This window comes from Frankia sp. CgJB1, from assembly GCF_977947065.1.
On sequence record NZ_CDWTNB010000117.1, the window covers coordinates 1 to 12,952 of the forward strand.

At 72.1% G+C, this 12,952-nt stretch carries 6 protein-coding genes; 4 read left to right on the forward strand and 2 right to left on the reverse strand.

The genetic code is table 11. The features are described 5' to 3' along the window. Positions 1-888 precede the first annotated feature (888 nt). A complete protein-coding gene (locus tag AC08OT_RS13865; protein WP_476602888.1) occupies positions 889-4,563 on the forward strand; it encodes a hypothetical protein in 3,675 nt (1,224 codons plus the stop codon). A gap of 293 nt (positions 4,564-4,856) precedes the next feature. Beyond that, complete coding sequence (locus AC08OT_RS13870; protein ID WP_476594257.1) at positions 4,857-6,215, forward strand: PP2C family protein-serine/threonine phosphatase; 1,359 nt, start codon at positions 4,857-4,859, stop codon at positions 6,213-6,215. Positions 6,216-6,334: 119 nt separating this feature from the next. On the opposite strand, the gene AC08OT_RS13875 is transcribed toward AC08OT_RS13870, so the two are convergent. Further along, entirely contained in the window at positions 6,335-7,984 is a 1,650-nt protein-coding gene (locus tag AC08OT_RS13875; protein ID WP_476594256.1) for a hypothetical protein, read from the reverse strand. Between the two features lie 266 nt (positions 7,985-8,250). On the opposite strand from AC08OT_RS13875, the gene mptB reads away from it, so the two are divergent. After that, a complete protein-coding gene (gene mptB, locus AC08OT_RS13880) occupies positions 8,251-10,047 on the forward strand; it encodes a polyprenol phosphomannose-dependent alpha 1,6 mannosyltransferase MptB (RefSeq protein WP_476602889.1) in 1,797 nt (598 codons plus the stop codon). Here the strand turns inward: mptB and AC08OT_RS13885 are convergent. Continuing rightward, positions 9,953-11,437 carry a glycosyltransferase 87 family protein gene (locus AC08OT_RS13885; protein WP_476602890.1) on the reverse strand — a complete coding sequence of 495 codons (1,485 nt, stop codon included), beginning with the start codon at positions 11,435-11,437 and terminating at the stop codon, positions 9,953-9,955. The genes mptB and AC08OT_RS13885 overlap by 95 nt on opposite strands. Positions 11,438-11,580: 143 nt before the next feature. On the opposite strand from AC08OT_RS13885, the gene AC08OT_RS13890 reads away from it, so the two are divergent. Continuing rightward, positions 11,581-12,837, forward strand: a complete 1,257-nt coding sequence (locus AC08OT_RS13890) for a Glu/Leu/Phe/Val family dehydrogenase (RefSeq protein WP_476594542.1) — start codon at positions 11,581-11,583, stop codon at positions 12,835-12,837. The last annotated feature ends 115 nt before the right edge of the window (positions 12,838-12,952 follow it).

The following is a 12,952-nucleotide window of genomic DNA, read 5'->3' on the forward strand; positions in this document are numbered from 1 at the left end:
ACACGTAGGTGTGTCCCCGAGTTGTTCTCCCCCGCACTACCGGGAGCTCAGGAATCGCGCCACGGCCATGACAACCTCGATCTCGGCCGAAGACCGTTCACCGATCGCATCGTGTGACGGTATTCAACGTCAGATCCGCCTCCCTCCGGATAGCGTCACTCGCCGTAAGATCCGTCGTATTATTGGCGCCGGAATCACCGCCCCCGCACCGATCAGCTCGATGGATCCCACCAATTCCGCGAACAAACCGCGCCCGCGGCGGCGGGCACATCCGGGGCGATGAACGAGCCGAATAACATCACATCAACACCTTGGCTACAACGGCGACCAACCATGCGAAAAAAGGACGACCGCGGAATTTCCCCGCGCACACGTAGACCGGCGGTACGGCAGCGGGCACTACAGAACTTCGTCGGGGGTACGACTTGGGCCCGGTTGCGATCCTTCCTCGGGCGGGAGCGACGGTACACCCCGCGGAAGGATCGCAACCGACGGGCCGACAGCGATCGCAAGGCCGATTTTTCAGGACTCCTCTGAACGTCTACCGGGTGCCAGGAATATTTTTCCGCCAGCACGCCATAATTCACCGGGACAGCACGATCAATGCCCGGCTGAGGGACCGCCGTCTGGGGGGCGACCATTGGCTGAGAAGCAGCGAGCGGCCAGGGGGCTCCTGTCCTCATGCCCACCCGCTAGGACCAGGACTTTCGTGCGGGACCAACATTATGCGGCCCGGCATTACGGCCCCCGGAAGAAAGTATCACCGGCGGGTGCGAGCGGATTTGAAGACACCCGGGAAGGCGTCGCCGCCGGATCCGTCGTCCTCGGCGCTTGTCGCGGCTGGCGCGTTCAGCGACGCCGTCGGGCCCGGCGGAACGGGTGTCTACCGTGATCGATCATCTGGGAACGCCGAGGGCACGGTCCGGCTGGGCAGCGGAGGCGACGCGGCTCGACCAGATGATCTATTCCTGGTCGCGCCGGAGCAGGACGGGCGGCGAGAGTCACCTCCCGGCGGCAAGCTCCCTGGGCTCCACTGTGACCAGGTCCTGGAGCGGGCTTCTCGCCGGCGAGGTCGAGCTCGACGAGAGCCAGGTCCCCCACCCACCGTCGGCGCTCACCTACATCATCCGGTCTCCGGATCATCCCGAGACGCCGGACCATCTCACGGCGAGGGATCCGCGCCGCATCCCGGAAGCGGCGCTCGTGCACCGAATCCGGATCCCGGAACGCGGCGGCGAGAGCCGGGCCCGGCTGCGTGCCCACATCCTGATCGGCCGGGCGGACTATCTGACCGAACGGGTGGGGCTCGCGTTGTACGCGGCGGGTGGGGTCGTGGTGGGTAGCTCCCGCACCGTCCCGCGGCTGGCTCCCCTGCACCTGCGCGACCTCACCGCACGCCGACGGACGGGCGAGCGGGCCCTGCGCCAGTCGGCGCGCGCGGGGGTGCGGCGCGATCGGCTCGTCACGCTCATCGCGGCGGTACTGGCATGGTCGCGGGCCGAGCGTCCCTTCGTGGTGGCCCACACCGGTTCGGATGAGGCGCTCACGCTGATGTGGGCCCTGGTGGAGATCCTCGAAGGTGTTCTGCCCTACCGGCTTACCTTCTCCACGCATGCGACCGCCGTCCCCTCGGGCGCCGTCCCCTCGGGCGCGCGGCACACCGACGAGCCGGGCCCGCGGTTCCTGTTCGTCCCGTTCGAACCGGAGTGTGCCGGCAACGGGGAGCCTGCCGCGATCCACGTGGATCCGCGGGCCGGGCCGGACGCTCCACCGATCATGGCCACCGCCGCCCGGCTGCTCGTGGACCTTTACGGCCGCGGTGGGATGCGGGGAATCGGCGATCTGCTGGCCCTGGTCGGTGACGAGATGTTCGATCCGGGCCGGCCGGAACCCTGGTGCCGGCAGGTGGTGGAGAACGGGGTCGGGAGGACCGCCGCGCCGCCGCCCGGCGGCGGCCTGGCCGCCCTCGCGGATACCGCGGATGCTCGGCGTACGGGCGTCCCGGGTACCGCGAGTGGTTCGGGTACCGCGAGTGGTTCGGGTACGTCGGGTCCCCCGGATCCGGCACCCCTCTCGACCACGACCGATGCCGTCGGCCTGGGACGCTCGACGGCCCCGGCAGCGCCGGGCGATCCGGCCTCGGCAGCGACGGCAGGCGCCGGAGCGCTCGCCGTCCGCGAGCACCTCCGCGAACGGTACGAACGCCTGCGGGCTTCGAACTGGTCAAGCTCCGCCGAACAGGGCACGGCCGCGGACCCCGTGCGCCGTCTTTTCACCGCCATCATCGAACCGGTCGGTCTGCCGGCGGACCTGGCGAGTGCGGAGCGGCTACGCGGTCAGCTGCGCCGGGTCGCGGGGCTGCTGGCCGGCCCCGTCGCCAGCCCGGGCGGCGGGCTCGTGCCAGCGGCCCGGGCCCCGGGCCCCGGGCCCCGGGAACGGTTACACAAGGAGATCGTCGGCGTCATTCTGGGCCGGCTGCGGGAGGAGGAGCCGCCTAGCCGGATGATCGACGAGATCTCCAACGCGGTCGCCGAGGAGCAGCGCCAAATCGAAGGAACGATCTCCGCCCTCGCGGACGAACTCGCCGCATTGCGGGTTCCTTCGCCCGCACAGATCCGCGACGAGCCACTGCGCCAGGCAGTCCCACTGCTCGCGGCCGCCCTGGAGTCGATCTTCTTGGGATATCGGATGACCTCCGCGCGCGACAACGCGATCCGGCTGGCCACGGAGACCGCCGAGGCGCTGCGCGCCGCCCGGCCGGACCACCTGTCGGCGTCGCCTACCGGTACTTCCCGACCCGCCCCCACCCGGCTCGCCGTCACCGTGCGCCGCGTCCCCCGACCCGCCACGCCACCACCCGCCACACCGGAATCGGCCACCGCGCAGCCAACCGATCCGGGCCCAGGTGGACGGCGGCACCTGGAACGGCTGGAACGGGACGCGGGGAACGCCGTCATCCGGCACGTCGCGGAGGCGTATCGGCAGGAGTGGTCGTACTGGGACGATCGTCTGCACCCGGTCGACCGGCTGCTCGCCGCCTTGGGCGTCCCGCTGGGCATCTCCCTCAGCGACGCGGCGTACGACCCTCTCGTCGATCCGCTCGAGTCACCCACCGACCTCCGCGAGCTCGCCGCGCTACGTGACCTGTTGCACTGCAACCTGCTGCACTGCAACCTGCCGCAGCGCGGCGAGCCCGCCCGCTCTCCCCTCGGAGCGGTCGCCCCACGCCCACCCGGCCGCCGTACCGATGTCCTGGCCCGCGCGGCGAGCGACGTCACTCAGGCCATCACTCGACGGCTGGCCCCGGACGCCTACCAGAGCGACCATGACCGCGCTGCCTACGTCGACGCGGTGCACCGCGCGGTGACGACGATGCAGCGCGAGGTCGTGGAGATGTTGACCCGGCTGGTCGCGGGGCTCGCCGCGCTCGCGATCCCGGCGGCGGCCGCGGTAGACCCCGCCGTCTGGGCCGGGCGCCGCATCGATCTGATCCATCAGACTCTGCGGGCCCTCTTCGACCTGTTCGGCCTGCCCGAGGGCTTCGAGTTCGCCAGAGCCCTGGCAGACGAAGTGGTAACAGGCGCCGCGCCGACGGGTGGCGGGTCGCAGTGGCCCCCTGAGTCGGCCGCAGCGAAAGTCGTGCGCCTGCTGCGCGAAACCCATGCCCGAGGAGCCGATACGTTCCGGCTGCTCGTCCTCTACGCCCCGGGATGGCATACCGCCGAGGACATCCGCGATGACATCGCCTACGCGGGGGCCTACGCGGGGGCCTACGCGGGGGCCTCCCCGGTCGGGCCACCCGGCCAGCCCGCGTCGCGGGCCCCTGATGCGGAGGTGCTCGGAGCCGGTGCCCGCCCGTATTTCGATCGGTTGATCGCAGTCCAGGCCGCGTCGGGACGAGGCGACGGGCCGCTGACGCAGACCGTGCGGCGCATCGCCGGCCTCTACCTGCCCGGCGCGTCCCACGAACCCGGTCCGCCCGGAGCGCTCGAGAACGATCTACATGTCCTGGGTGCGGAGCTCACCGCCCGCATTTCGCCGACCTGGCCGGACGGTCCCGATCCGGCGATCGCATTCCTCCGGGCCTGCCGGCTTGGCCAGCTGAACGCGACCCGTGTCTTCGGGCTGCTGGTCCGACACGTTCCGAACTGGGACGACGCCTGGGATCTGCACGAAGCCATCCGCCGGGACGGTGCCCCGGGCCAGGGAACCGCCTATCCGGAGGAGGAGCCGTTGACGGATCCGAAGCTGGCCAGAGCGGCGGAGAGGTACTTCCGCCGAACAGTGCGGGGATCGGAGGCAGATCGCCCCTTCCCCGCCGACCTGGAACGCGTCGTGCGCCGACTGGTGGCGCTCTACCTCCCCGACGACCCGCGGCTGCGGGCCGCGAGCGAGCTGCCCGGCTTCGTCGAGAGCCAGGTGATCGCTGCGATCAGCCGACCCGCACCGCTCAGGCGCCGCCTGCTCCCGTGGCGCGCCAGAACCACCAGGCTCGCCATGACCGCCGTGCTCACCGTGACGTTGTGCCTAACCTTGGTAATCTTCATCACCGTGGTGCGCTGATGCGGCGGCGAACAATCACCGTCTCGCGCCCCCGACACGGGCCGTCACCGTTCACCGGAGGCATCCTTCGTGGCGTCACCGGAGGCATCCTTCGTGGCGCCCGCCTCGCGGCGGGGCCGCCCGGGCGCCGGCCCTACTCGGCCGCGCCCAAGTCTGGAACAATGCGCAGCACTTGTGTCGGTGTCGCGACACATACCCGGTCTCTTCTGAGTTGATGCCCTTAGGTATGAAGGAAAACGACTGGCGACACGTCCTACAGCGTGATCGTAATTGCTACGGCGAGGACGGAGGCCATGGGTAGCCCGCTGGTACCGATCATGCTCATTGTGGTGCTGCTGGTGGGTGGGCTGGTCTTCGTCATCCTCAACAACCGACCCGTCCGGCCCGGAGAGAACCAGCGACGCTCCCGTGGCCTCGACCATCAGCGCCACCGATACGGTACGGTGCCGATCCGTGACAGCTCTGACATCACCCCGCCCGACGGGATCGTCCCCGGCTTCGCCGAGCCGACGCCGGTCTCCTCGGCAACCGGTGCGACGGGCAACGCGGCGGACAGGTCAGCGGACAGCGCGAGCGGCGTCCCGGACGCAGGCGCGGCATGGGGAGGGGATGTGACCTCGCAGGTTTCCGTCGGCGGCGGTGAAGGCGACCGCGATCCCGAGTCCACCGGCTGGACGCCACCGCCCGCCGGTCAGCCGCACCTCGGGCCCGGTGCCTTCGGTGACGAACGGGCGGATGCCACCCGCTACTACGACCCGGCGACCGGCGACTATCCCCTCCCGCCACCCGGGGAACACGCGCCGGCTCCGCGCGGTGCCGAGCCGACCCGAACGGTTGAGGACACGCCGTGGGAGAGCTCCCCCACGGCGACGACCATCCCCGTGGCTCCGCCCACTCCCCCGAGGGGGCAGGCGGGCGATCTCATGGCGATCGAGCCGGAGCAGACGACGGCCGCCGCGCTGCGACTCGCCGCCGCGGGGCGCACCCGCCGGGGCAGACGCGGCGGTCCCAACGAGGACGCGTTCGTCGTCGTCGACGGGCTGCTGGCGGTATCGGACGGGGTCGGTGGCGAGGCTGCCGGCCAGATCGCGTCCACGCTGGCGGTCACCACGGTGGCGGGTTTCCGCCCGCAGTACGCCGAGGATCCGCTTGAGGGCCTGCGCAAGGCCGTGGAACGGGCGAACTGGGTGGTCCGGACCCGGGCTCGCGAGGAGCCGGCCTGGCTCGGCATGGCCTGCACGCTGGACGTCGTCATCCTCGGGCGCCAGCAGAGCACCGGCGAGTACCTCACCGTCGCGCACGTGGGTGACAGCTCGGTGTGGTTGCAGCCCGGCAAGGGACGGCCGCGGGCACTGACCACACCGCACGCGATCCGCAACGGTCCGTTGCTCAACGCCGTCGGGCTCGCTGACGAGATCGAGGCGGACATCTTCAGCGAGCCGGTCCGCGCCGGTGACCGGGTCGTTCTCGCCAGCGACGGCATCACCAAGGTGATGAGCCCGGAACAGCTCGACGGCCTGCTGAGCGCGCTGGGGCCCGAGCCGCCCGAACGGGCCGCGGACGCGCTCGTCGAGGCGGCCCTGCTGGCCGGTGCCCGGGACGACACCACCATCGTCGTCGCGGATCTGGTGTCCGAACCCGCCGCCCGGTGAGTTCGTCCGGTCACCCGGTCACCTGGACATCCGGTCACCTGGACACCCGGCGCCCGGCCCGGCGCCCGGACGTCCTAGAGGGGCTGAGACACCCACCCGCCGACAGCCGCCCCGAGAGGTCAGGAGACACGCTGACCGACCGGGCAGTCCAGGGCGCTGGCGCGGGTCAGGCCGTCGACGGACAGCCGGGCGGACAGGCGCACCGGTCCGGACGACTCGGTGAGAATGCCCGTCCAGCCCCCGGCCGCCCGGAAGACGCACGCCGTGCCCCCCGACAGCTGCCAGTAGGGGGTGTAGTGCACGAGCACCGTGGCGACCCCGGGCGCGTGGAAGTCGACCGCGACCGAACTCACCCCCAGTTCGGTGAGTGAGGCCGGTCCCTGTACCAGACCCGGGGAGTCGGTGACGAGCCACACCTTCCAGTGCGCGTTCTGCCAGGCGAGCTCGAGATAGGGCAGACCGGCCCGCAGCAGCCTGGCCTCGGCGACCGCGGAGGGATCCAGCTCGACGTCGGGGAGGGCGACGTAGCGGATGCCGCGGGCGAGCAGCCACTCGTGGTAGGTCTCGGCGTTCAGTGTGCCGTCGTAGAACAGCGCGTTGTACTTGCTGTCGAGCTGGCGCAGCCAGCCGCGGGCTATGGGTACGGACGGGGCGACGAAGCGCGCCTCCCAGTGGGCCCGGGTAAAGGGAATCTCCACCCGCCCGGCCGGCACCGGCGCGCCGCGGTCGAGGTAGTCGAGGAGCTCGGTGTAGTAGGCCTTCGACCCGGACGGATCGCCGTGGACGAGCAGCGCCCCGTGCACCGGCCCGATCTGCCAGCCGATCAGCGGGATCGCCGCGACCGCGAGGACGCGGCGGCGTTCGGCGAGCAACAACGCCGCGGCGGGGCCGGCGAGCAGCGTCGCCGGTCGGGTGATGTTCCCGCCGACCTGGGTGGGCACGAAGAAGAAGACCACTGCCGCGGCCGCCCAGAGCAACAGGCCGTGCCGGATGGGCCGGATGAGCCGGGCGTGCCCGGGCACGATGAGCAGGCCGACCGCGATGAGGGTCAACAGCGACAGGAAGGTGACCGCGGGAAAGGGCTGGTACCCGTCCTCGGGAAACGCGAGCGCGACGATGATGCCGGATCCGGCGCCGACGAACGGGAGCGCGCGGCGCCATCCGATCGTCGGCAGCAACGCGAGGCCGACGAGCAGCACGAAGCCGCCGGCCAACGGAGACGCCAGCGACGACAGGACCGCGCCGATCCAGGTCAGCTTCGTGTGCCGTTCCCGCGCGCCGACCAGCGCCAGCGCACCGAAGGCCATCCCGAGAGCGAACGGCATGCGGCCCACGACGAGGTTCGCCACCGTCGAGACCGCGAACCAGACAAGGACCAGATCATGCCCGGCCCGCCGGCCAGGACCGCGGAGCAACCGGATCACGATCATCGTCGAGGCGACGCAGGAGATCGCGCCGAGCGGCTGTACCCCGACAAGCGCACCGAGCGGGGGGAACAGCACACTGTAGCCGGGGATGGTGTGACCGCCGTACCACTGATCGTCCCAGAGCACCACTCCGCCGTGCCGGAACAGCCAGACCCGGTACTCCTGGGCGGGGGTGTCCGGACCGGTGATGCCAAGACCGATGCACAGCAGGCAGAGCGCGGCGGTCAGAATCCAGGGCCAGCGGCGAACCGCCACGACGACGGCGAGAACACCCCGCACGAACGGTCCGCGGTGCCGCGGCGGCTCGAGGGCGATGGAAGGGGTCTGGGGCAGTGTGGCCACGCGAGGCTCCGACCCGGGGTGCCCGGGCCCACCCGTCGCCGGGGCGGTCGACGCCGCCCGCCCCCCCGAGATGGCGTCAGGCGAGGGACCGGGGGTCGCGAGCGTTGTCACCCGCGACCCCCCCACGCACCGACGACAGTCCATCCGCCGTCTCCGACCGGTCATCCCCCGACAGCTTGCCCCGCAGGCGGCGTCAGGCCACGCCCGTCCCGTCCGGACCAGGCAGCGGCCGGCCCCGACCTGCCGGCATCCGGGCCCCGACCAGGGTGACCCTGCTGGTCCTCGCCGGTGGCGGCGCCGCGGCCGTGGCCATGGTGAGCGAGGGTCGGCTCGGTTCGCGCGATCCGCACACGACCGACCCTTCCTCCTGGTGGGGCATTCTCCCATCGGCGGCCCCGTCGGATACCGCAAGGGGCGTCTTGGCCGGCTTGGCGGCCCTGGGTATCATCACTCTGTGTCTGTGCTGGGGCGGGCTTGTGCGCGCGACGATCGCCGGCCGCACCCCCCCGCGGGCCGCCCTCGCGGCAGTGATCGTCTGGAGCCTCCCGTTCGCGGTGGGCCCGCCGCTGTTCAGCCGGGACATCTACGCCTACGCCGCTCAGGGTGAGCTGGCGAGGCTCGGCCTGGATCCGGCGACACACGGCGTCTCCGCCCTGCTGACCGCTGAGGGCTCGGGCTCGGCGTTCGTCCGGGCCGTCGACCCCCGGTGGTGGAACACCCATGCGCCCTATGGCAGTGCCGCGGTCGCCGTGGAGAAGAGCGCCGCGGCCCTCGGCGGCGGGCCGGCCGGGACGGTCACGCTGCTCAAGATAGTCGCGATCCTCGCAACGATCGCGATGGTCGTCCTGACGCTACGGCTCGCCGGACCGGAGCCGGGCCGACGGGCCCTGGTCATGGTGCTCGTCGCGGCCAATCCGGTCGTCGTCGTGCACCTGATCGGCGGAGCCCACCTCGACGCAACGGCCGCGGCGCTGCTCGTGGCGGCGCTGGTGGTGGACCGCCGACGGCTCGTCTCGGCACCGGCGTCCGGCCCGGAGGGAAAAAGCACGCCGACGGCTCGGCAGGCCGCGCTCGGCGCCGCCGCGACGGCGCTGGTCGGCGTGGCCGGAAGCGTCAAGGCAACCGCCCTCCTCGGCGTCGCCTGGCTGGTGCTGGCGCATCTGCGGGCCGCCCGGCCGGCGCGACGCCCGATCCGCGCCGGCCCCGTGCTGCTCGCGGCCGATGCCGCCGCGGTCGCGCTCGCCGCGGGGCTGAGCATGGTGGCTGGCGGCTTCGGTCCGACCTGGATCCACGCGTTGTCCACGTCGGGCGCCCTGACCACGGGGATCGCACCAGCCTCGATTCTCGCCGCGGCGGTCGACGGGGTCGGCGGCATGCTTGGTCCGGTCGGCCGCCATCCGTCCGGCGCCGAAACGCAGCGGGCGACTCGGGCCCTGTGCCTGGCCGGCGCGGCGCTGGTGGTGGCCTGGCTCGCCCTGCGCGCATGGCGGGACCGGGGCGGGTACACCGGCGGGGGTTCGCCCGGTTCCGGCGGGAACGAGCCCGGCGGGAACGAGCCCGGCTCGGGCACCGGCCGTCGGCACGACCTGATCGTGCTCGGCTACGGCGGGCTGGCGGTGGCGCTCGGCAGCCCGGTGCTCTACCCCTGGTACCTCGCGCTGTGCCTGCCGGCACTCGCGGTCGCCGTGGCCCTCGCCCGGTCAACCCCGCCGGCGCCCCACCCTGGAACGGCGCCCCACCCCGGGACACCGGGGATGCAACCACGCCGCATGAGGCGCCTCGGGGCAGCCATCGAACGGATCGTCGGGGGGTTCGGGGGGTGGACCACCGCCCTGGTGGTCGTCACGTCGGCCTGGCTGTGCCTGACGACCCTCGCGCCGCTCGCCGCGACCTGGCGGCTGCTTGGGCGCGCCGAGACGTCCCTGGCCGTCATCGGCTGCGCCGGCCTTGCGGCCGCGGGAACGGTCATCACGCTGGTCGTGATCCGGCGGCGGCACGCCACGCCCACCCGCAGACGGCGACCAGTCCGACGTTGCGGACTACCAGGACCAGGCTCATCATGATCCGTCCCTGGACGACGTCGTTGTACCGCCACGGATAGACGACCTGGGAGAGCACGACGCAGATCAACAGCAGCGCCACCCACCGCCACGACGGTCCACCGGCCGGGACGGTCAGGCCACCGGAGCCGGCGGGCCGGGCCATCGCGATCCAGACCGCGACGAGCGCCATGATCCACACGAGGTACTGCGGGCTGAGCACGCGGGCGGTCACGACCACGACAAGCAACAACGCGAGTGTGCGCCCCACGAGCACACCGGCCCGGCCCACGCCGTCCGCCGCCGCGGGCGGACGCGCCCACCCCCACCACCACAGGGCCGAAATGACGATCACTACGATCTCGGTCAACGAGCATGCAGTGGCCACGCTGCGGGCCAGCGGGGTGTCGAACTGGAGCGAACCGTAGGAATAGCCGGGTGCCGTTCCATGGCCGAGCATGTGGGCGACGACGAACGGCGTCGCGGCCACCGCCTCCACCTGTAGTCCGCGGGCCTGCTGCGCGCCAAGAAACCCGAACGCGTCCCGCCACCACCCGGTGACCGCGAACAGCGCCGCGAGCCCCCCGACGGCGCACAGGACGCCGGCGGCAAGACGTAACCAGTCCGGCGAGGGCGCCGGGAATCGGCCAGTGGGCCGGCCAGTGGGCCGGCCGGGGGGCAGATCGGGGGGCGCCGACCGACCCGGAGACCGGAGCGGCGGACGGGACAGGGCGATCAGCAGCAGGACCGGCCAGATCTTGAGCAGCGCGCCCGCGGCGAGATGAAATCCCGCCCGGCCGGGCCGGCCCGCGGCGAGCGCGAGCACGGCCGCGACCGCCGCCGCGGCCGGCAGCAGATCGAAACGGGCCAGCGCCACCGGTCCCAGCGCGGTGAGACCGGCCACCCAGAACCCTGCCGCCGGGACCGAGCGACGCACCAGCGCGGCGGTCAGGACGGCGTCGACGGCCACCATCATCCCAATGAACACCGCTCGATAGGGCAATCCCAGATAGGCGTGAGTTACGTCGGGCAACACGAACACAACTGCCGCGCCCGGCGGATACTGCCAGCGGTCGTCACCGGTGGGCATCCCCTCGCCGCGACCGAGCCCGCGGCCCCACTCCGCATAGATGTGTAGATCGCCGAGCACGCTCTGCTGCATGCCGAACGCCTGGTCGGTCACCACCAGGATGACGAGGACGGCACGGCTGACCAGCCACCATGCCCAGAGGCGCCGGGCTGACCGGTCGGGGGTGCCGGCTCCGGGGCGGGCGAGCGCGGCCAGCCGTCCGGGTGCGGACAAAGCCGGCCCCCCGGCCCGCCGCGGCACCGGGAGGCGGCTCGACGGGTCCGCGCGCACGCTCGCGACCGTACCCGGAGGTGCCTGGTGGGCGATGGCGCGCCCTGCGCGCACCCGACAGACGGCATCTCCCGTCACCTATTGTTTGCGCCATATCGAGTCACCACCGCGGCGCGCAACGGAGCGCGCCGTGGCCGGCGGACCGGGCGGCGCGTTCGGCGGCGAAGGGTGGCTCGAAACGCGCCGCGGAGGTGCCTGTGATCCTCGGATCCGGCTCAGCATGGGACACGGCCTGCGTTCAACTGGCGAACGCGGCTCGTCATCTGGGCCTTGACGACAGTATGCACGACCTGCTCCGCACGCCCCGCCGGGCGATCACCGTCAGCGTTCCGCTACAGCGCGACGACGGTCAGCTGACCGTGCTGACCGGCTATCGCGTCCAGCACAACCTCGCCCGTGGCCCGGGCAAGGGGGGGATCCGCTTCCACCCCACCACCGACCTCGACGAGGTCAAGGCGCTGGCGATGTGGATGACCTGGAAGTGCGCGCTGATGGGGATCCCCTACGGCGGGGCCAAGGGTGGCATCGCGGTGGAACCGGCGATGCTCTCCCTACCGGAACGCGAACGCCTGACCCGGCGCTACGCCGCCGAACTCGTCCCGTTGATCGGACCGGAGAAGGACATCCCGGCACCGGATGTGGGCACCGACGAGCAGACCACGGCCTGGATCATGGATACCTACTCGGCGCACACCGGGTACACCGCCACCGGCGTGGTAACCGGCAAGCCGCTGTCCATCGGCGGTTCCGCCGGTCGGGCCGGGGCGACCAGCCTGGGGGTGCAGCTTTCGGTGTTCGCCGCGCTGCGCGAGACCGGGCGCGACCCGCACGCGATGACAATCGCGGTCCAAGGCTTCGGCAAGGTGGGGGCGCTCGCGGCCCAGTACCTGCACGACGCCGGTTGCACTGTGGTCGCGGTCTCGGACGCGAAGGGCGGGATCTACAACCCGCAGGGACTCAACCCGGCCGCCCTCATCCGCTATCTCGCCGACGGCGCGGAGACGGTCGTCGGCTATCCGGGAACCGACACGATCACCAACGACGAGCTCCTGGAGCTCGACGTCGACGTGCTCGTCCCCGCGGCGCTGGAGGGCGTCATCACGGTCGAGAACGTCGACCTGGTCCGCGCGCCGATCATCGTCGAGGGCGCCAACGGCCCGGTGACCGCCGAGGCCGACCAGGTCCTGGACGACCGGGGCGTCCTGGTGGTGCCGGACATCCTCGCCAACGGCGGCGGGGTGGCGGTCTCGTACTTCGAGTGGGTGCAGGACATCCAGGCATATTTCTGGTCCGAGGACGAGGTCAACGACCGGCTCCGGGCGCTGATGGACCGCGCGTACCGCGAGGTCTCCCTGCTGGCCACGACCCAGAAGATCAGCATGCGCAGCGCCGCGCACGTCATCGGGGTCGGCCGGGTGGCCGACGCCCACCAGACCCGGGGTCTGTATCCCTGACCGGCAGCCCTGACCGGCGGTCATGAGCGCCGCGCGCGCCCCGGGCGGCGCGGCGGTCGCGCCCCGGGGCCCGGCAGCCCTGGGGCCGGCAGCCCTGGGGCCGGCAGCCCTGGGG